Source organism: Hymenobacter sp. B81, from assembly GCF_044628455.1.
Classification (GTDB): Bacteria; Bacteroidota; Bacteroidia; order Cytophagales; family Hymenobacteraceae; genus Solirubrum.
Map to the genome: position 1 here is coordinate 1,134,337 of NZ_JBIYZW010000002.1, position 19,308 is coordinate 1,153,644.

17 protein-coding genes are annotated in these 19,308 nt (G+C 66.2%); 10 read left to right on the forward strand and 7 right to left on the reverse strand.

The genetic code is table 11. The annotated features are described in order from the left end of the window. Positions 1-92: 92 nt before the first annotated feature. From ACE191_RS16045 to ACE191_RS16075, 7 genes are all read left to right on the forward strand, one after another. Positions 93-1,238, forward strand: coding sequence for a hypothetical protein (locus ACE191_RS16045; RefSeq protein ID WP_400193254.1), 1,146 nt, complete (start codon positions 93-95; stop codon positions 1,236-1,238). A 367-nt stretch (positions 1,239-1,605) separates the two neighbouring features. Beyond that, the gene (locus ACE191_RS16050; protein WP_400193420.1) at positions 1,606-2,274 is read left to right on the forward strand and encodes an ABC transporter ATP-binding protein; all 669 of its coding nucleotides are present in this window, start codon (positions 1,606-1,608) and stop codon (positions 2,272-2,274) included. 115 nt (positions 2,275-2,389) lie between these two features. Next, complete coding sequence (locus tag ACE191_RS16055) at positions 2,390-3,763, forward strand: serine hydrolase domain-containing protein (protein WP_400193255.1); 1,374 nt, start codon at positions 2,390-2,392, stop codon at positions 3,761-3,763. A gap of 97 nt (positions 3,764-3,860) precedes the next feature. Next, positions 3,861-5,114, forward strand: a complete 1,254-nt coding sequence (locus tag ACE191_RS16060) for an ABC transporter permease (protein ID WP_400193256.1) — start codon at positions 3,861-3,863, stop codon at positions 5,112-5,114. Then, entirely contained in the window at positions 5,111-6,304 is a 1,194-nt protein-coding gene (locus tag ACE191_RS16065) for an ABC transporter permease (RefSeq protein ID WP_400193257.1), read from the forward strand. Before ACE191_RS16060 ends, ACE191_RS16065 begins: the two co-directional genes overlap by 4 nt. Positions 6,305-6,479: 175 nt before the next feature. After that, complete coding sequence (locus ACE191_RS16070; protein WP_400193258.1) at positions 6,480-7,862, forward strand: sigma-54-dependent transcriptional regulator; 1,383 nt, start codon at positions 6,480-6,482, stop codon at positions 7,860-7,862. 186 nt (positions 7,863-8,048) lie between these two features. Then, on the forward strand, positions 8,049-9,368 hold the full coding sequence (locus ACE191_RS16075) for a sensor histidine kinase (protein WP_400193259.1): 1,320 nt from the start codon (positions 8,049-8,051) through the stop codon (positions 9,366-9,368). On the opposite strand, the gene ACE191_RS16080 is transcribed toward ACE191_RS16075, so the two are convergent. The 7 genes from ACE191_RS16080 to ACE191_RS16110 all read right to left on the reverse strand — a co-directional run bounded on the left by ACE191_RS16080 (position 9,365) and on the right by ACE191_RS16110 (position 15,334). Then, entirely contained in the window at positions 9,365-9,811 is a 447-nt protein-coding gene (locus ACE191_RS16080; protein WP_400193260.1) for a hypothetical protein, read from the reverse strand. The genes ACE191_RS16075 and ACE191_RS16080 overlap by 4 nt on opposite strands. 48 nt (positions 9,812-9,859) lie before the next feature. Beyond that, positions 9,860-10,429: a Crp/Fnr family transcriptional regulator gene (locus tag ACE191_RS16085; RefSeq protein ID WP_400193261.1), complete on the reverse strand. Its 570-nt coding sequence runs from the start codon at positions 10,427-10,429 to the stop codon at positions 9,860-9,862. Between the two features lie 175 nt (positions 10,430-10,604). After that, on the reverse strand, positions 10,605-10,997 hold the full coding sequence (locus ACE191_RS16090) for a hypothetical protein (RefSeq protein ID WP_400193262.1): 393 nt from the start codon (positions 10,995-10,997) through the stop codon (positions 10,605-10,607). Positions 10,998-11,177: 180 nt separating this feature from the next. After that, entirely contained in the window at positions 11,178-11,390 is a 213-nt protein-coding gene (locus tag ACE191_RS16095) for a hypothetical protein (protein ID WP_400193263.1), read from the reverse strand. Positions 11,391-11,581: 191 nt separating this feature from the next. After that, positions 11,582-12,448 (reverse strand): hypothetical protein, encoded by an 867-nt coding sequence (locus ACE191_RS16100; RefSeq protein ID WP_400193264.1) that lies wholly within the window; start codon positions 12,446-12,448, stop codon positions 11,582-11,584. A 116-nt stretch (positions 12,449-12,564) separates the two neighbouring features. Beyond that, entirely contained in the window at positions 12,565-13,638 is a 1,074-nt protein-coding gene (locus ACE191_RS16105) for an aldose epimerase family protein (protein ID WP_400193265.1), read from the reverse strand. A gap of 121 nt (positions 13,639-13,759) precedes the next feature. After that, positions 13,760-15,334, reverse strand: coding sequence for a family 43 glycosylhydrolase (locus ACE191_RS16110; protein WP_400193266.1), 1,575 nt, complete (start codon positions 15,332-15,334; stop codon positions 13,760-13,762). A gap of 630 nt (positions 15,335-15,964) precedes the next feature. Between ACE191_RS16110 and galK the strand changes: the two genes are divergently transcribed. From galK to ACE191_RS16125, 3 genes are all read left to right on the forward strand, one after another. Then, positions 15,965-17,125, forward strand: coding sequence for a galactokinase (galK, locus tag ACE191_RS16115; protein WP_400193267.1), 1,161 nt, complete (start codon positions 15,965-15,967; stop codon positions 17,123-17,125). A 49-nt stretch (positions 17,126-17,174) separates the two neighbouring features. Beyond that, positions 17,175-18,236, forward strand: coding sequence for a UDP-glucose--hexose-1-phosphate uridylyltransferase (locus ACE191_RS16120; protein WP_400193268.1), 1,062 nt, complete (start codon positions 17,175-17,177; stop codon positions 18,234-18,236). A 110-nt stretch (positions 18,237-18,346) separates the two neighbouring features. Next, a complete protein-coding gene (locus tag ACE191_RS16125) occupies positions 18,347-19,156 on the forward strand; it encodes a PA2169 family four-helix-bundle protein (RefSeq protein WP_400193269.1) in 810 nt (269 codons plus the stop codon). The last annotated feature ends 152 nt before the right edge of the window (positions 19,157-19,308 follow it).

Here is a 19,308-nt window from a genome sequence, read left to right on the forward strand (position 1 = left end):
GCCGCTCCCCCGCTCAGGCTGTCCGTCGCCTGGTTCCACCGTGGTAATACCTGCCGTTTGCACCGCACGCTTTTACCCTTACCCCTTCAACCATGCGCAAGTCAACCTTTATTGCCCTGACCACCGGCGTCCTCTGGATTGTCGGCTGTCAGAAAACCGATGTTACGCCCCTGGAGGCGCCCTCCACCACGCTCAGCTCGGACGTGGTAGCGTGCACCGAAGATGTCATCAGCTTCAACGGCGTCGCCCCCGGTACCTTGCTGACGCAGGTAAGCAGCGACGGCGGGGCCTCGGTGGACGTGAGCAGCACCAATCCCCATTACGTGGGCGCGCCGTACCCCACCGACGTGGCTGTGGTGTTCCGCAGCAGCCCAGCGCCGGTTTCTTCCACCGAAGACCTGGATTTGCGCAGCCCCGGCGCGCCCTACGCCGAGAACGAAACCGAGCCCAACCCGGGCTTCGAAAACACCGTGCCGCTGGGCAACATCCTGGTGCTGCACAACTTCAAGGACTATCCCAACCCCGCCGTGGAGCCCAACGACGACGACTTCTCGGAGTTTGAGGCCCCCGGCACCATTGCCTTTGACTTCAGCGGCGTGGGCACCGGCACCATCACGGCCACCTCGCTCACGGCTATCGATGTGGAGTTTGCCTACAACGGCGAAGGCGAATCGGGCTTCGTGACGCTCTACACCAGCAACCCCGCCACGGGCGGCACCCAGATTGGTCTGCCGTACCGCTTTGCCGATACCGGCCCCAACGGCGTGCAGGTACTGAGTTTGGGCAACACGCCCGGCGTGGGCTACATTGTGGTGAGCCTGGTGGGCTCCATCGGCATCGACAACCTGCGCTTCTGCCGGCCCACGCCGCCCAGCGGGCAGTGCACCCGCACCCAGGGCTACTGGAAAAACCACCCCGACGCCTGGCCGGTCAGCTCGCTTACCCTGGGCGGTATCTCCTACTCCAAAGCCGAGCTTATCACCATTCTGAAGACCCCGGTACGGAGCAACGGGCTCATTGCCCTGGCCTACCAGCTGATTGCCGCCAAGCTGAACGTCATCAAAGGCACCGACCCAACGCCCATTGCGGCCTCCATTACCCTGGCGGACAACATGTTTATTGGCAAAGACCTGCGCACGTCGCCGCAGCCGAGCGCCTCGACCAGTTCTACCAGCACGCTGGTTGGCCTGCTCGACGACTACAACAACGGCCGCAGCGGCCCGCGGCACTGCCAGTAAGTGAGCGAGCATCCTGGCGCCGGGCCCGAAGCAATTCGGGCCCGGCTTTTTTACGCCCGCCGCGGTCGGCTCAGCGACTGTCCGGCCGCGCGGGTCATTATCGAACACCGTGTCCGTTTTCGGACAATATTTTCGGACGCTCTTGTGGTGTGTTTTTGATTAAAAAACTGATTGTCAAAAACTTATAATTGTGGCACGCGGCTTGGCTACCTAGAGCAGGGGCCGTAGCCCACCACTGCAAAAACGGACACCACCGCCTGATTCTTCCGCAACGCCTCTCAACGCTCTTCACCCTATGGAAACCCCGCTCACCCTGGCCCGCCCGCTGACCGACGCCCCGGCCGCTTCCTCGCTGAAAAACACGCCCATGATTCGCCTCGTCGACATCGAGAAGGTGTACCAGACCGACACCATCGAAACCGTGGCGCTGAACCGGGTGAACCTGACCATCAACCAGGGTGAATTCGTGTCGGTGATGGGGCCCTCGGGCTGCGGCAAATCCACGCTGCTGAGCCTCATGGGCCTGCTCGACGAGCCCACCGGCGGCACCATCGAAATCGGCGGCCGCGCCGTCACCAGCTACTCCGACAAGGAGCTGGCCCGGCTGCGCAACCACAAGATCGGCTTCATCTTCCAGAGCTTCCACCTCATCAACGACCTCTCGGTGCTCGACAACGTGGAGCTGCCCCTGCTCTACCGCGCCGGCGTGTCGGGCAAGGAGCGGCGGCAGCTGGCCCAGGCGGCGCTGGAAAAGGTGGGCCTCAACGCCCGCACCCGCCACTTTCCCTCGCAGCTCTCGGGTGGGCAGCGCCAGCGCGTGGCCATTGCCCGCGCCCTGGCCGGCAACCCTAGCATCATCCTGGCCGACGAACCTACCGGCAACCTCGACTCGGTGATGGGCGAGGAAATCATGGACCTGCTGCTGGGCCTGCACCGCCACGAGGGTACCACCATCGTGATGGTGACCCACGACGAAAACATGGCCCACAAAACCGAGCGCCTGATCCGCTTCTTCGACGGCAGCCAGGTTAGTTGAGTTGCCAGTTGCCAGTTGCGAGTTGCCAGGAATTTCCGGCCCCGAACAACCAAAAACGAGCAACGAAAAACCAACAACCAAAAACGAAAAACCAGCCACCCAACGCCCTACCGCTATGAAAACGACTTTCCACTCTGCTTGCTCGCTGGTTGCCGGGGCCCTGCTGCTACTGGCCGGCGCCTGTGGCCGCCCGCAGGCGCAGTCGGCCGGCCCGGCCGCGGCCACTCCCACGCCGGTGCAGGCCATCAACGTGGCGCTGGGCCAGCTCAACCAGCGCGGCGAGTTCAGCGGAGCCGCCCTCGTAGCCGACAAGGGGCGGGTGGTGTACCAGCAGGCCTTCGGCTTTGCCCGCGAGGCAGCCGCGGGCCAGGAACTGCGCGCCGATGCCCGCTTCGACGTGACGGCCCTGGCGCCCACCTTTACGGCCGCCGCCGTGCTGGCTTTGCGCGACCAGGGTGAGTTGCGCCTCGACGACGCGCTGAGCGCGTACGTGCCCAACCTGCCCTACCCCGGCGTGACGCTGCGCCACCTGCTCACCCACACCTCCGGCCTGCCCGAGGTCGACGTGCGTGAGTCGGGCAACGACGTGGCCGCCGAGCTGTACTACCAGCGCCCCGCTGCGGCCTTCGCCCCGGGCAGCCGCTGGGCCTACGCCGCCGTCAACGATGCGCTGCTGCGCAAAGTGGTGGAGCGCGTGAGCGGGCTGGCCTTCGCCGATTACCTGAGCCAGGCCGTGTTCGGGCCCCTGAACATGCGCGACACCCGGGTGCTGGCAGCCGGGCGCGACGCGGAGGGCAACCTGGCCGAGTCGCGCATCTATTCTACTCTCAATGACCTGCACGCCTGGGTGCAGGGTTTGCGCAGCGGGCAGTTGCTGGCCCCGGCTTCGGTGCAGGAGCTCTTCACCCCGGCCCGGCTGCAGGACGGCTCGTTTGCCCAGGCCGGGCAGCCGGGCCGGCCGGCCACCTTCGGAATGGGCTGGTTTCTGGGCACCGGGCCGGGCCGCCGCGCCGGCCACACCGTGGCCTGGCACGCGGCCAGCCAGCAGGGCTACTTCGCCTACCTGGGTTTCGACCTGAGCGCCGACCGCATCGTGATACTGCTCGACAACACGCCCGAAACCCGCGGCGCCCTGGCCACGGCCGCGGTGATGCAGCAGGCCCTGAGCGGCCAGCGCGCCGTAGCCCCGGCCAAACGCTCGGCCGCCCGCGAAATGGGCCGACTGCTGGCCTCGCAGGGTCTCGAGGCCGCTGTGCTGCACTACGCCTCGGTGCACACCGATACCAGCCGCTACTACGCCAGCCAGGCCGAGTTCGAGCAGTTGAGCCGCGCGCTGCAGGCCCGGCAGCGCCCCGCCGATGCGGAGGCGGTGCTGGCCGTGTACGCCGCCACCAGCGGCCAGAGCCTGGCCGCCCGGCGCCAGCTGCGCGCCCAACTGGCCGGGCAGCGGCGCGCGGTGGCCGCCCCGCCCGCGGTGCTGGCCATTTAGCTGCCAGTTGTCAGCTGTCAGTTGTCAGGTCCCCCGGACTCTCTCTACGCTCTCAGTTCTAAGCTCTAAATCTTCTCTCCCCTCAACAGCCGTAGCCATGCTGCTTAGCTATCTGAAAATCGCCTGGAAGGTGCTCCTGCGGCGTAAGCTCTTCACCTTCATCAGCCTCTTCGGCATTTCCTTCACCCTGATGGTGCTGCTGGTGGTGGTGGCCTTCTTCGACCACTCCGTAGGGCCCCACGGCCCCGAAAAGCGGCTGAACCGCACCGTGTTCGTCAACTTCATTCACCTATACTACAAGGACGGGGGCCGCATGAACACGCTGCCCAGCTACAGCTTCCTCGACAAGTACGTGCGCACGCTCAAGACGCCCGAGGCGGTGACCATCTGCACCATGTTCAACTCCTCGCCCACCTACGTGGGCAACCGCAAGATCGACCTGGATTTGAAGTTCACCGATGGCGCGTTCTGGCAGGTGCTCGACTTCACTTTCCTTGAGGGCAAGCCCTACAGCGTGGCCGACGTGGACCGCGCCGAGCGTGTGGCCGTCATCAACGAAAGCACCGCCAAAAGCTACTTCGGTGCGGCCCGCGGCGTGGTAGGGCGCACCATCGAAGTCGACCAGCGCCGCTACCGCGTGAGCGGGGTGGTGGCCGACGTGGCGGCCTCGCGCTTCAACTCCTACTCCGACGTATGGGTGCCCATCACCACCGGCTCGTTCGATTTGCGCGAACCGGGGCTGAACGGCGGCTTCCTGGCCATTGTGCTGGCCAAGAGCGAGGCCGAGGTGCCCGCCGTGCAGGCCGAGTTCAGCCAGGTGGTGAAGCGCGTGCCGCTGCCCGACCCCCGCGCCATGAAGCGCCTGCAGGTGTACGCCGATCCGCTGGTGGCCTCCTATACCCGCCAGCTGATGGGCCCCCTGGCCGGGCCCGAAAGCAACGGCGTGGCCTTGTTTGCCACCATTCTGGGCGGCCTGGCGCTGCTGTTCATGACGCTGCCGGCCCTGAATCTGGTCAACATCAACGTGGCCCGCATCATGGAGCGCTCCTCCGAAATCGGGGTGCGCAAGGCCTTCGGTGCCACCGGCTTCACCCTCATCGGGCAGTTTCTGATCGAGAACATCTTCCTGACGCTCATCGGCGGTTTGCTGGGGCTGGGGCTGGCCTACGTGGCCCTGCAGCTGCTGAGCGGCTCCGAGCTGATTGCCTACGCGCAGTTCGGCCTCAACCTGCGCATCTTCGGCTGGGCCCTGCTGGTGACCCTGTTCTTCGGCGTGCTCTCGGGCGTGTACCCGGCCTTTAAAATGTCCCGTCTCCAACCTGTACAAGCCCTGAAGGGCAGCGGCAAATGATACGCCACCTGTTCACCCTCATCTGGAACCGCAAGCGGTCCAACTTCCTGCTCATCGGCGAAATCGTGCTGTCGTTCTTCGTGCTGTTCGTGGTGTGCAGCCTGCTGGTGTACAACTACCGCAACTACCGCCAGCCCCTGGGCTTCGACTACCAGAACGTGTGGCAGGTGCAGGTCAACCCCGGCCAGGACAGCACCGACCGCACCGCCACCATGCAGCGGCTGATGCAGCGCCTGAAGTCTTTGCCGGGCGTGGTTAGCGTAACGACTTCCAGCCCCAACTCGCCGTTCTCGTTCAGCACCATGAACACCGAGCGGTGGTACCAGCAGCAGCGCAGCCCCGTGTCGGAGCGCTACGAGGCCGACGACGACTTCGCCAAAACCCTGCGCCTCGACGTGGTGGAAGGCCGCTGGTTCGACCGCCGCGACGACGCCGGCACCCACCCGCCCATGGTGGTAAACCGCGCCTTCGCCGAGGCCGTGTTCGGCCAGGAAAGCCCGCTGGGCAAGGTGGTAACCGACGAGAAGGCCACCCGCCGCTACCAGGTGGTGGGCGTTATCGACAAGTACCGCTCGGGCAGCGACTTTTTCGAGGACTCGCCGGCTTTCTTCGAGCGCCACGTGCTGCAGGATAGCTCGGGCCGCATCCGGCCCACCGAGTCGCCCCTGCTGCTCATCCGGGTGCAGCCCGGCAGCGGCGCGGTGCTCGAGCAGCAGCTCATCAAGGAAATCAAGGGCGTGACCAAAACCTGGATTACCACCGTGGATACGCTCGGCAAGCTGCGCCAGGAAAAGCTCAAGTTCGTGCTCACGCCCATGTACGCCCTGGGGCTCATCTGCGTGTTCCTGATCATCAACGTGGCGCTGGGCTTGTTCGGGGTGCTGTGGTACAACATCAGCCAGCGCCGGGCCGAAATCGGGCTGCGCCGCGCCCTGGGCGCTACCGGGCCGGGCATTGGCGCCCAGTTTCTGGGCGAGATGCTGGTCGTCACGACCCTGGGCGTACTGCTGGGAGGACTGCTGGCAGCCCAGTTTCCGCTGCTGGGCGTATTCGACGTAGCCGCGCCGGTGTACCTGCTGGCCATGCTCATGGCCACGGTCCTCATCTTCGCCCTCACGGCCGTGTGCGCCTTCCAGCCCAGTCGCATGGCCGCCGCCGTGCAGCCCGCCGTGTCGCTGCGCGAGGAGTAGCCGGCCCCGGCTCATCGGGCCGCCGCGGTTCAACCCCGAACCGCAGCGGCCCGATTCCGCGCCGGCACCCGGGCGCCCGCCGTTGCCCGATCGGCTAACGCAAGCTGCTGAAGCAGACTGCGAGTGGTTGCGGCTTCGGCGCCAAATTCCGTCCTTCGTTACTCATCCTACTTTCATGATTCTCATTGTCGACGACGATATAGCCGTGCGCACCTCGCTGGGGCTGCTGCTCAAGCAGGCCGGCTACGCCACCAAGGCCGCGGCCACGCCCGAGGACGCGCTGCGCGTGGTGCGCGAGACGCCGCCGCAGCTGGTGCTCATGGACATGAACTACTCGCTCGACACCACCGGGCAGGACGGCCTGCAGCTGCTGGGGCAGGTGAAGGCCGTGGCCCCGCAGGTGCCGGTGATTCTCATCACCGGCTGGGGCTCCATCACGCTGGCCGTGGAGGGCATGAAGGCCGGCGCCGCCGAGTTCGTAACCAAGCCCTGGAACAACGACTCGCTGCTGCAAACCATTCGCACCATCATCAGCCTGGCCGAAACCTCGGCTGCCCACCAGGACGACGAGCTGAACCCCACCCGCCGGCAGCTCGACCGGCAGTACAACTTCCAGCGCATCGTGGGCCAGGACGCGCAGCTGCTGCAGGTGCTGCGCAGCGTGGGCCAGGTAGCCGCCACCGACGCCTCGGTGCTGATTGAGGGCGAGTCAGGCACGGGCAAGGAGCTCATTGCCGAAGCCGTGCACCTGAACTCGCACCGCCGCAAGGCGCCGTTCGTGAAAGTGAACCTGGGCGGCATCTCGGCCTCCTTGTTCGAGAGCGAGATGTTCGGCCACCGCCGCGGCGCCTTCACCGACGCCAAAACCGACCGCGTGGGCCGCTTCGAAATGGCCAACGGCGGCACCATCTTCCTCGACGAAATCGGCGAGCTGGATTTGGGCAGCCAGGTGAAGCTGCTGCGCGTGCTGCAGGACCGCACCTACGAGGTGCTGGGCGACTCGCGCAGCCGCTCGCTCGACATCCGGGTGATTTGCGCCACCAACCGCAACCTGGCCGAAATGGTGCGCGAGGGCCGCTTCCGCGAAGACCTGTTCTACCGCATCAACCTGATAACCGTGCGCCTGCCCGCCCTGCGCGAGCGGCCCGACGACGTGCCCCTGCTGGTAAACCACTTCGTGGGCAACCTGCGCAGCACCTACAACCGCCCGGCCCTGAAGGTGGGTACCCGCGCCCTGCACTGGCTGCGCGAGCAGCCACTGCCGGGCAATATCCGGGAGCTGAAAAACCTGGTGGAGCGGGCCGTGCTGGTGAGCGGCAAGGACGAGCTGGGCCCCGAGGACTTCCAGGCCCAGACCCAGCGCGTGGTGGTGAAAGCCGCCGAGGGCGAGCTGCCGCCGGTGGGCGTGATGACCCTGGACGAGCTGGAAGCCCAGATGATTCGCAAAACCGTGGACTTCTACGCCGGCAACCTCTCGCGCGTGGCCAAGGCCCTGGGACTGAGCCGCGGCGCCCTGTACCGCCGCCTCGAGAAGTTCAACATTCCGTTCACCGAGTAGGGGCGCGTGGCACGCGCCCGCACGTGGGCCGGTTACCGTTGTTGCCCACACCCGTCGGGGTACGGCTGCCGTTGCTGCAGCGGCCCGGCGATGAGCTGTACCTTCCGGCTTTCGTTGTCCGGCTAGCCGGGAATGGCTGTTCAACGACGGGCGCGTGTCACGCGCCCCTACGCCCAGTGCCACCGCATGAGTCTTCGCACCAAGTACATCCTGTTCGTCGTGTTCGTGCACCTGGCCATTGCCGCGCTGGCCTGGCAGTTCCGCGCGGCCAACACGATGCTGTTTCTGACCACCGAGCTGCTGCTCATCGTCACGGCCGTGCTCAGCGTGCAGCTCTACCAGGGATTCGTGCGCCCGCTCAACCTGATTGCGGCCGGCACCGAGGCCATTCGCGCCCGGGACTTCACCATGAAGTTTTTGCCCGTGGGGCAGGATGAAATGGACCAGCTGATTGACACCTACAACCACATGATCGACGAGCTGCGGCAGGAGCGGATAAGTCAGCAGGAGAAAAGCTTCCTGCTCGAGCGGCTCATTGCTGCCTCGCCCGCGGGCATTCTGCTGCTGAACTTCGACGGCCACATCGAGGCCGTGAACCCGGCGGCCGAGCGCTACCTGCACCTGCCGGGCGCGCAGCTGCTGGGCCAGCCGCCGGCCGCGCTGCCCGGCGAGTGGGGCCGCGTGCTGGGCGCCTTGCAGCCGGGGCAGCCGCAGGTGGTACAGCTCTCGGGCGTGCAAACCTACCGGGCCAGCGCCTCCCACTTCCTCGACCGCGGCTTTACCCGCTACTTTATTTTGCTGGAGGAACTCACCCAGGAGCTGATTCGCCAGGAAAAGCAGGCCTACGAAAAGCTGATCCGGATGATGTCGCACGAAATCAACAACTCCATCGGCGCCGTCAACTCCATTCTGCAGAGCTTCCACCACTACGCCCCGCAGCTGCGCGACGACGACCGCGCCGACTTCACCGAGGCGCTGGAGGTGTCGGTGAACCGCAGCACGCACCTGGCCAACTTCATTGCCAACTTTGCCAACCTGGTGCGCCTGCCCGAGCCCTCGCCCCGGCCCACCGACGTGCACGAGCTGCTGCGCTCGACCTGCCGCCTGCTGCAGGTGCAAAGCGAGAAGCGCGGCATTCGCTGGCACTGGGAGCTGGCCCCCGGCCCGCTGTTCGTGAGCCTCGACGCCCAGCAGCTGGAGCAGGCCCTGCTCAACATCTGCAAAAATGCCCTCGAAGCCATCGACCACGACGGCAACGTGTGGGTGCGCACCACGGCCCGGCCACCGGTGGTTGTCATCGAAAACGACGGCCCGGGCATTCCCGCCGACGTGCAGTCGCGCCTGTTCACACCCTTCTTCAGCACCAAGCGCGACGGGCAGGGCATCGGCCTGACCATGATCCGCGACATTCTGCTGCAGCACGGCTTTGCCTTCAGCCTGGTGAGCCGGCCCGAGCCGGCGCGCACGGCCTTTACCATCGAGCTGCAGCCGGCGGGCCGCCGCTAGCGGCCGCCGTTCAGCTCGCGGTATTTCTCGCTCAGCCAGCGTTCGGCCTGGGGCAGGGTTTCGCAGAGCAAGGTGGGCACCAGGGCGTTGGGCCGCTGAAACAAGGCCTCCGACGAGAGCTTGGTAAATAAGTCGGGCGAGAGTACGCTGATGTTGTAGCGCAGACCGGCCTCGTAGCAGCGCGGGAAAAACTCGCCGTGAATCCACTCGACCAGTCCGGCCCAGGCGCCTTCCATTTCCTTGGTGTGGTGCACGTGCACGCGGCAGCCGCGGGCCAGGCCCTCACGGCGCTGCCAGTCCAGCATGCGCAGCGAGCCGGCTTTCACCTTGTCTTCGGAGCAGTAGCCGATCCACTTCATCAGCAGATAGTTCAGCGCGGGCTCGTAGCTGAGAACGGCGTAGACCTCATTGGCGTCGTCGGCCAGGCGTTCGAGGATAATCACGGTGGTGGGGCTTGGGGCGGGCGAGATGGGCAACCGATACCCCGGCGGCTACGGTTTCAGCTTGCTGCGGTAGCGGCTCAGAGTTTCGGGCGTGATGCCCAGGTAGGAGGCAATGTACTGCAGCGGCACGCGCTTGAACACCTTGGGGTGCTCCTCGATGAGGTTGCGGAAGCGCTGCTCGGGCGCGTCGCGCAGCAGCGAAGCCTCCCGTCGCTCGGCCCGCACCACCTGGTCCTGAATCAGCAGCAGGGCCAGCCGCTGCCAGGCCGGGTGCTCGGCGCAGAGCTGCTGCACGTCGGGGTAGTGCATTTCCAGCAGCGCGGTTTCTTCCAGGGCCGCCACGTTCACCAACGAGGGCTGCCGGGCAAAAAAGCTGGCGAACGAACCAAGCAGGGCGTTTTCAAACAAAAACTCCTTGCTGATTTCGCGGCCGTCGGCGGCGTAGTACAGGCGGGCGCTGCCCTGCTCGATGAAGGCGACCGTGGCGCAGACCTGGCCCTCGCGCAGAAACATCTCACCCTTTTGCAGGGTGCGCGGGGTGAGCACGGCCTGCAGCGCCGCCATTTCGGCCGGGCTCGGACCAATAATGCGCTCGATGCTGTACAGGACGCGGGACACGGGCAGCGGCGGCGGGCGAAGTGAAACCGGCGCCGCTGCAAGTTTACCCCTAAAATGCTACCTGCGGCCGGCAAGCCGGCCTGCGTCTACTGCTCGACAGTACCGGTAGGGGGCAAAAAATACCGGCTCCCGCACGCTGGGTACGGAAGCCGGTACGGGAGCAAGAGCACAGCCGTTACGGGTTCGACTTGGTTTTGCTCTTGGTGGCCTTGTTCTTCATTTTCTTGTCGCCGCGGTAGGTGGGGTTGGGCGAGTTTTCGCTCGTGGGGTCTACCGGGTAGGCGGTGGTGCCGGCGGTGCGGTTGCCGGTGGGCGTGCGCGGGGTGGAGTTGGCCGCGCCGCTGGTGGTAGCGGGCGGGGTGTCGATGGTCTGGCTACCCGACGTGGTGCCGGTGGCGCCGCTGATCTGGCTGCCCTTTTCGCTGGTGGGGTCAACGGGGGCGTTGGTGGTGCCGGAAGTGCGGTTGCCGGTGGGCGTGGGCGGGGTGGATTGCGGGTTGGTTTGGGCCTGAGCGGCGGTGCCCAGCAGCAGGGCAAGGGCAAAGGTCGAAAGCAGGGGCTTAAGCATAAAGGCAGGAGTTGGTTGTGGATCAGAAGCCAGTGGCTTCCCTAGAACAAGGCCTTTGTACGTAAGTCCGGCTTAAAGGTGCCGGCGGCCAGCCTGTTGAGCCGCCCCATAAAGCTGAAATCGGGCCTCAGCAACCCGGAACAGCTGTTTTTTTGGGGCGGCTTTCAGGCGACGGCGGGGCTAGTGCATCACCGGGCCCTCTACTTTGGTAGCGAAGCGGTCCAGGATCTGCGGCGCATCGTAAGGGTTGCCGTGCAGCAAACGCTCCACGGCGGCGCGCTTCCACCCGGCAAAGTGGTCGGGGAACTGCCGCCGCTCGGCAATGCGGTCGGGGTGGGCGGCCAGCCAGGCGTCAACCAGGGCCGCGGCCTGTTTTTCTTCCGGAGTTTCCATGGGGTAGGGGGCAAGGTGTGAAACAAAGTGCCTCCTTTAAGTTGCGACATTTTGGGCGGAAGTGGAAGGCTGACGGGGTGATAGTAGCCTGATAAATAGCCCTGAATGCCAACCGAAGCCGCAAAAAAAATCCGCCCGATGCCGGCACAGGGCCAGATCGGGCGGAAGATGTACGGAGTCGATGGACGGGACTAGCGCCGCCGCCCGGAGTCGCGGTAATCGGGGCGGTCGTCCTCGTCGCGGTAGCGGTTGGTGCGGTTGCGGTCTTCGTCGCGGTACAGGCTGCTGGAATAGTCGTTGCCGTACCCGTAATCCGAACGGCGCCCGTCGCGGTTGCTGCCGTCGTAGCGCGGCTCCTGGTAGCGGCGGTCCTCGTCGTCGCGCCGGCTGCGGCGGTGGTCCCGGGCGTCGCGGTCGTTCTCGTCGTAGCGGCGGGCGTCGCCGCGGCCGTCGGAGTACGAAGCGTAGGATTCCTGCCCGCCGCGGGTATCGTAGGAGCGGCCCCCGCGCGGCTCGTCGGCGGAGCGCCCCATCCACTGCCCGGACTGCCCGCGTTCGGGGCGGTAGTCTGCTTCGTCTTCCCGTCGCTGGCGGCCGTAGCGGCCACGCGACTCCTGGTAGCGGCGGTCGGCCTCGGCGGCCGATTCGCGGCGGCGAAGCAGGTCGGCGTCATCGTCGTCGAGGCGGCGGGCGGCCGAGCCGGGGCGGCCGGCAATTCCGAAGTTGGCGTAGCCCCGGCGCGAGTTGTCGTAGTCGTAGTTGGAGCGCGGGTCGTAGCGCGGGCTCCGCTCATCGGCTACCGAGTCGTAGTAGCGGGCCCCGCCGCGGAAGTTGTCGGCCTCCTGCTCGCGGCCGTGTCCCCCGCGGAAGTCGCCTTCGTAGCCGCGCGGCCGGTTGTCCGACTGCCCGCCGAACTCGTTGCGGCGCTGTCGCGAGTTGGGCGCATTGCGCGAGGCCGAAGCGCCGTGGTCGTCATCGTCCCGCTCGCGGCGAGAATGGCCCGAAAAGTCAGCGCGGTCGTCGCGGTCGGGGCCGCGGTGGCGATTATGCTGTGCCATAAGCTTGGGTTGGTTGTGGGTAGTGAAGCTGAAACCGGTTCTACCCGGCGGCGCGGCCGAAGGTTGCGGCCGCGCCGCCGGGTAGCGCGGGGCCGGTTGCGAATGGGGTTCCGCGGCTACTGCCCCGGGATGAGTCCGAATCGATACTCGGTGACGGAGTGGAACTCGGTGCCAGGCCGCAGAATGGTGCCGGGAAACTGCGGGTGATTGGGCGAGTCGGGGAAATGCTGGGTTTCGAGGCAGAAGCCCGTGTGCCGGCCGTAAACGACTCCATTCTTGCCCCGCAGACTGCCGTCGAGAAAGTTGCCCGAGTAAAACTGCACCCCCGGCTGATCGGTGTATACCTCCAGCCGGCGGCCCGAAGCCGGCTCCTGCACCCGGGCTGCCAGGCGCAGGCCCGGCTCGTCGGGCAGCACCCAGTTGTGGTCGTAGCCGCCCGCTACCTGCCCGATGCGCGCGCCGATGGGGTGCGGCCGGCGAAAATCCATGGGCGTCCCGTTCACCGGGCGTAACTCCCCGGTGGGTATCAGCGTGTCGTCGACTACGGTGTAGCGTTCAGCGGGCAGCTGCAGCTCGTGGCCCAGCACGTCGGGGCTGCCGGGCGCCAGATTGAAGTAGCTGTGGTTGGTCAGGTTCAGCGGCGTGGTGCGGTCGGTGCTGGCGCGGTACTCGATGCGCAGCGTCAAATCGGCGCCGAAGCGGTAGGTGACTTCCACCTGCAGGTTGCCGGGGTAGCCTTCTTCGCCATCGGGGCTGCGGTAGCGCAGGCGCAGCCGGGCTTCGGTAGCCGAGCCGGGCAGCGCCTCGGCCTGCCACACCACGCGGTCGAACCCGCGGTGGCCGCCGTGCAGGTGGTTGGGACCGTTGTTGGTTGCCAATTGGTAATGCTGGCCGTCGAGTGCGAAGCGGCCCCGCGCCAGGCGGTTGGCGTAGCGGCCGATGAGGGCGCCGAAGTAGGGATTGGCCTGGCGGTAGGCTTCGCTCAGGTAGTCGTCGAGGGCGTCGAAGCCCAGCACCACGTCGCCCATCTGGCCGCGCTGATCGGGCACCAGCAGGCGGGTGACGGTGCCGCCGTAGGTGCTGATGCAGGCGTGCGGCCCGGCCGGGTCGCCCAGGGTGTAAAGCTCCACGGCTTGGCCCTCGGGCGTGCGCCCGAAGGGCGCGAGGCTGAGTGGGAACGAAGTCGACATAGGCAGGAAGCGAGCTGGGGTGGAAGCAGGGTATTCGCTGAGCCTATACGCAGGCCGCGGTAAAAAAGCAGCCCCGGCTACCACGCGGGTAGCCGGGGCCGAAGCAGCCGGAAGGGCAGGCCTAGCGGTGGTTACGCAGGGCAAAGTGGCTGAAGGCCACGCGGGTGGTTTCGGCGCCGAAAGCCAGCAGGCCGATGCGGATGCCCCGGTCCCAGGGCGGCAGGTAAGTGCCGTTGAGGGCGAAGCTGTCGAGCGGCATGGGCTGCCAGGTGGCGCCGTCGGTGCTGTAGGCAAAGCGGTAGCGCTGCCCGCCCCAGGCCTCGATGCGCAGCGTAACCGTGGTGCAGTCTTCCAGCCACAGCTGGCTGACCACCTGCCGCTTGCCCGACTGCACGTGCCAGAGCTGCAGCATCCCGTCGCCAGCTACCAGGGCCAGGGCATTGTACGGGTCGCCAATGGCGCCGATGCCGCCGAAGGTGCCGGGGGCCAGCGCGGCCACATCGAGGGTGGTGGCCGCCTTGTAGGTAGCGGCATAGGTGCGCCGGGCCACGATGGCGCCCAGGCGCTGCTCGTTGGCGCCCAGGTACAGCTGTTGGTCGCGCAGCTCGGCTTCGGGTTTGTGGCCCACCGGCCAGAGCCAGCCCAGGTCCAGCGTTTCGCCGTCGAAGTGCTCGTCCACGTTCAGCACCGCCACGTCGTGCAGGGGCTCGGCCTGGGGGCTGTTGTTTTCAAACTCGGGCCAGCCTTCGGCGTTCCAGCGAAACTCGCTCAGCAAGCCCTGGCGACCCACAAACTCGTGGCTGTGGGCGTGGTAGGCGTGGTGCAGCAGAAACCAGCGGCCGTCCTTCTCGGCTACCGTGCCGTGACCGGGGCATTTCCAGGTGGCGTTATCGGTCAGGATGGGGTTTTGGGGGCATTTCTCCCAGGGGCCCAGCAGGCTGCGCGAGCGGGCTACCCCGCCGGCGTAGGTGCAGTACTTGCCGCAGCAGGCGTTGCCGGCGTAGAACATGTAGAAGTAGTCCTGGTAGCGCACGATGGCCGAGCCTTCCACTAGCGTGCCTTCCCAGGGCGCATCGTTGCGGAACAGCTCTACCCGCGGACCCACCAGCTCCAGCCGCTCTTCGTCGATGCGCTGGGCCCAGATGGGCGTGGCCTTGCCCTGGCTGTTGCCGTCGTTTTTCCACACCAGATGCAGCACGCCGTGCTCGTCGCGGATGGGAAACCCGTCGATGGAGCCTTCGTCTTCGCCCACCAGCGGGCCGTGGTCGGTGTAGGGGCCGGCGGGGTGGTCGGCCGAGGCCACGGCCACGCTCAGCACGCCGCCCTTGCGCCGGGCGGTGTAGTAGAGATAGGTTTTGCCGTTTTCGTGGAAGATTTCCGGGGCCCAGAAGTTGGAGTCGCACCACTCGGGCAGGCGACCGGGAAACACGTGGCTCACCAGCTCCCAGCTGATCAAATCATCGGACTTGAAGAGCGGAAACACGGCGCCCCACTCGGCCGAGGTGGCACTGGCCCAGTACGAGTCGCCGATGCGGGCAATGGTGGGGTCGGGAAAGTCGCCGGGCAGCACCAGCCGGTCGTAGCGCACGGGGGCCGGCGCCAGCGGCGGGGCCGACGCCGCGAGCAGCGGGGCCGACAGGTCGATAAACGAGGGAGCTTCCGAAGCGAAGGCTCCTGATTCCAGATCGAAAGACAAGGCGAGAAGGGAAAGGGTGGGCGAAACGAAAACTCCGCGGGTTGATTCGTGGGCCGGGGGCCCGGAGTGCTGCCGTCCGCCGCGGGGGAAAGGGCAAAACTCAGACCGGAAAACCGAATCAAATGGGCTTGAGCCGGGAAAAGACTGACCTGCGGAAAGAAGTTAGCGGCGGTGGAAAAAGAAAAGTCGGCGGGGGCGACGCCGGCGTTTGCTCAGGGCTGGGGCTGATCAGCTTCTGAGATGGTTGAAAATAATCAACTCCCGCCGAAGGTTCCGCATTTAAGTAGATTTTTTTTATACACGCAGCCTGCGTCTCGACGCGTAGAAGCCAGTCGGGCTGCGGCCGAGGAAGATGAGTTTGGGTTTCAAGGAGCGGCAAAAACCAGGTTCAGGAAGGCGTACTAGCCAGGTTCGGTAAAGCAATCAGGCTTCGTTTATAATTGTATTATTTAAATTAAAAATCTGCTTCAAACGTAGCTGCTGGCCGGGAGCGGCAAACCCCATTTTTTTCAATTTCGCCGGTGCCCACCCTGGGTGTTCGGTGCCGGGGCAGGCAACGCGCGGTACCGGGTTTGCCGTTGTAGGTGGATGGCCGGCCGCGTACCGGCCCCGAACCCTTTGCCATCTGCCATGCTAGTTCCGTCCATTGCCGAAGACTTTCGCCAGCGCTTCGGCGCCGAGCCGCTGCTGGTGCGGGCGCCCGGCCGCATCAACCTCATCGGCGAGCATACCGACTACAACGACGGCCTGGTGCTGCCCGCCGCCATCGACCGCGAAATGGTGTTTGCCGTGGCCCTGAACGAGGTCGGTCGCATCCGCCTGCGCTCCTTCGACCTGAACGAGTCCTTCGAAGTTAGCCCCGAGGCGGTGCGCCGCACCGAGCAGGCCGACTGGGCCAACTACCTGCTGGGCGTGGTGGCCCAGCTGCAGCGCCGCGGCGTGGCGGTGCCGGGCTTCGACTGCGTGTTCGGCGGCAACATTCCCATCGGCGCGGGCTTGTCGTCGTCGGCGGCGGTGGAGTGCGGGCTGATTTACGCCCTCGACCAGTTGCTGGGCACCGGCATCGACCGGCTGGAGCTGGCGCTGATGGCCCAGAAAGCCGAGCACGAGTTTGCCCTGGTGCAGTGCGGCCTCATGGACCAGTTTGCCAGCCTGTTTGGCCGCGCGGGGCAGGTGGTGGAGCTTGACTGCCGCTCGCACGCCTACCGCTACTTTCCCTTCGACGCCGAGAATTGCCGCGTGGTGCTCTGCAACACCGGCGTGAAGCACTCCCTGGCCAGCTCTGAATACAACGTGCGCCGGCAGGAATGCGAGCAGGGGGTAGCGCTGCTGCGGCACCATTACCCCGGCATCGGCAGCCTGCGCGACGTGACACCCGAGCAGGTAAATGTCCACCGCGACGAGCTGGGGCCGCTGCTGCACCGCCGCTGCCTGTACGTAACCGAGGAAAACGCCCGCGTGACGGCCGCCGGCCAGGCCCTGCAAGCCGGCGACCTGGCAGAAGTGGGCCGGCTGATGTACGCCTCGCACGCTGGCCTGCGCGACCAGTACGAGGTGAGCTGCCGCGAGCTGGACGTGCTGGTGGAAGCCAGCCGCGGCGTGCCGGGCGTGTACGGCGCCCGCATGATGGGCGGCGGCTTCGGCGGCTGCACCATCAACCTGGTGGCGGCCGAGCACGCCGCCGCCTTCGTGGCCCACGCCACGGCCGCCTACCGCGAGCAGCTGAACCGGGAGTTGGAAACCTACCAGGCCCGCATTGCCGACGGCGTGGGCGTGGTGGCAGCGCAGTAGGAGCCCGCCACGTTCACCCCGTATTCCTCCATTTCGACTCGTTCCAGCCATGTTTGACCCTACCGAACACCCGCACCGCCGCTACAATCCGCTGCTGGGCAGCTGGGTGCTGGTGTCGCCGCACCGCTCGAAGCGCCCCTGGCAGGGCCAGCAGGAGCCGCCCGAGCCCGAGGCCCGCCCCGCCTACGACCCCGACTGCTACCTCTGTCCCGGCAACCAGCGCGCCGGCGGCGTGCAGAACCCCGACTACGCCAGCACCTTCGTGTTCGACAACGACTTCGGGGCCCTGCACCCCGACGTGCCCGCGGGCGGGACGAGCGTGCACGAGCTGCTGCGGGCCGAGTCGGAGTCGGGCATCTGCCGCGTCATCTGCTTTTCGCCCCGCCACGACCTGACCTTGCCCGAAATGCCGCTGCCCGCTATCCGCCGGGTGGTGGACGTCTGGACCGAGCAGTTCCGGGAGCTGGGCACCCGGCCCGACATCAACTACGTGCAGATTTTCGAGAATAAGGGCCTGATTATGGGCTGCTCGAACCCGCACCCGCACGGGCAGATCTGGGCCCAGCGTACCGTGCCCGCCGAGCCGGCCCAGGAAACGCACCAGCAGGCCGAGTACTTCGCCCGCCACGGCCGCAGCCTGCTGGCCGACTACCTTGCCGTAGAGCTGCGCGAGCAGCAGCGCGTGCTGGTGCAGAATAACCACTGGGTGGTGCTGGTGCCCTACTGGGCCGTGTGGCCGTTTGAAACTCTGGTGCTGCCGCGCCGCCACGTGCAGGACCTCACCCAGCTCGACGAGACTGAAAAAGACGCCCTGGCCGACATCCTGCAGCAGCTCACCATCCGCTACGACAACCTGTTTCAGATGTCGTTTCCCTACTCGGCCGGCCTGCACCAGCGCCCCACCGACGGGCAGGAACACCCCGGCTGGCACCTGCACCTGCACTTCTACCCGCCGCTGCTGCGCTCGGCCACGGTGCGCAAGTTCATGGTAGGCTACGAAATGCTGGGCGACCCGCAGCGCGACATCACGCCCGAAGCCGCCGCGGCTCGCCTGCGCGACCTGCCGGCCCGGCACTACAAGCAGGCCACGGAAGGCGCAGCTAACCGTTGAGCTTCAAACGGGTAAGTGAGGTTGGACGTAACCTTTCGGGACGCTTGTGCGAATGTGGTAGCTGCCAGCTGCCGTAGTGGCCTGGCCATCGTCATCCATTGATTTCAACCATGAGCCACCCCCAGAAACCCCGCGTAAGCCCCAACTCGGGCGCCTCCCGTGCCCTTGCTGCCACCGACGCCGACTCGCCGACGCCCACCGACGCTTCGGCCACCGCATCCACCAGCCCTGCTGATCAGTCCGCTACCGGCGCCTCGTGGCTGGCCCCGGCCCAGCGCTGGCTGCAGCAAAGCGGCCTGACCGATAGCCTGGAGCAGGTGCCGGAGCCCCTCAAGCGGCTGGCCGGCCAAACGGCTGACCGCTGGCGTGGGCTGTCGACCACCCAGAAAGTGGTGGGCGGCGCGCTACTGGCTGCCGGTGCCGCCGGCGGCTGGTACCTGCTGAGCCGCCCCGAGCAGGGCGCTGCTACCAAGCGCCGCCCGGCCGGCGACCAGGCCGCTACCCTGCACGAGCTGCTGTTGTTCGTGAACGACCGTATTGAGGGGTACCAGCGCGCCGTGGACGAAAGCAAGGACTCCGAGCTGAAAGGCTACTACAAGCAGCTGGTAAGCCAGAGCCAGCAGTTTTCCAACGAGCTGAACGAGTACCTGCGCCACCAGGCAGGTGGCCGCGAAACCGGCACCACTCTGAAAGGCAAGCTCTACCGCGGCTGGATGGACGCCAAAGCTGCCCTCACCGGGCGCGACGAAAAAGCCATCCTGGGCTCCAACATCTACGGCGAGGAGTGGGCCCTGAAGGCCTACGAAGAAGCCCTGAACGACGGCAGTCTCACGGGCACGCTGCGTACGGCCGTGCAGCGGCAGTTCAACCAGTCGAAGAAAACCCACCACAAGCTGCAGCAGCTGAAAAACCAGCAGTAGCGCTTCCTGCAGTTCCGGCGCCGTTTGGCGGCGAGGAAGGTAGTGGAAAGCCCCAGTCACTAGTAGTGACTGGGGCTTTTTGGCTTCAGTAGGACTATGGCGAGCTGGTAAGTTTAGCTCACGTTATCAGGATTTTATAGCGGAGGCGGCAA

What these genes read in the sequence shown, in the direction of transcription:
- ACE191_RS16120 (WP_400193268.1), top strand. Translation starts at nt 17,175, where the DNA reads ATGTTTGACCCTACCGAACACCCGCACCGCCGCTACAATCCGCTGCTG.
- ACE191_RS16100 (WP_400193264.1), bottom strand. Translation starts at nt 12,448, where the DNA reads ATGGCACAGCATAATCGCCACCGCGGCCCCGACCGCGACGACCGCGCT.
- ACE191_RS16045 (WP_400193254.1), top strand. Translation starts at nt 93, where the DNA reads ATGCGCAAGTCAACCTTTATTGCCCTGACCACCGGCGTCCTCTGGATT.
- ACE191_RS16105 (WP_400193265.1), bottom strand. Translation starts at nt 13,638, where the DNA reads ATGTCGACTTCGTTCCCACTCAGCCTCGCGCCCTTCGGGCGCACGCCC.
- ACE191_RS16070 (WP_400193258.1), top strand. Translation starts at nt 6,480, where the DNA reads ATGATTCTCATTGTCGACGACGATATAGCCGTGCGCACCTCGCTGGGG.
- ACE191_RS16060 (WP_400193256.1), top strand. Translation starts at nt 3,861, where the DNA reads ATGCTGCTTAGCTATCTGAAAATCGCCTGGAAGGTGCTCCTGCGGCGT.
- ACE191_RS16125 (WP_400193269.1), top strand. Translation starts at nt 18,347, where the DNA reads ATGAGCCACCCCCAGAAACCCCGCGTAAGCCCCAACTCGGGCGCCTCC.
- ACE191_RS16075 (WP_400193259.1), top strand. Translation starts at nt 8,049, where the DNA reads ATGAGTCTTCGCACCAAGTACATCCTGTTCGTCGTGTTCGTGCACCTG.
- ACE191_RS16050 (WP_400193420.1), top strand. Translation starts at nt 1,606, where the DNA reads ATGATTCGCCTCGTCGACATCGAGAAGGTGTACCAGACCGACACCATC.
- ACE191_RS16090 (WP_400193262.1), bottom strand. Translation starts at nt 10,997, where the DNA reads ATGCTTAAGCCCCTGCTTTCGACCTTTGCCCTTGCCCTGCTGCTGGGC.
- ACE191_RS16095 (WP_400193263.1), bottom strand. Translation starts at nt 11,390, where the DNA reads ATGGAAACTCCGGAAGAAAAACAGGCCGCGGCCCTGGTTGACGCCTGG.
- ACE191_RS16065 (WP_400193257.1), top strand. Translation starts at nt 5,111, where the DNA reads ATGATACGCCACCTGTTCACCCTCATCTGGAACCGCAAGCGGTCCAAC.
- ACE191_RS16055 (WP_400193255.1), top strand. Translation starts at nt 2,390, where the DNA reads ATGAAAACGACTTTCCACTCTGCTTGCTCGCTGGTTGCCGGGGCCCTG.
- galK (WP_400193267.1), top strand. Translation starts at nt 15,965, where the DNA reads ATGCTAGTTCCGTCCATTGCCGAAGACTTTCGCCAGCGCTTCGGCGCC.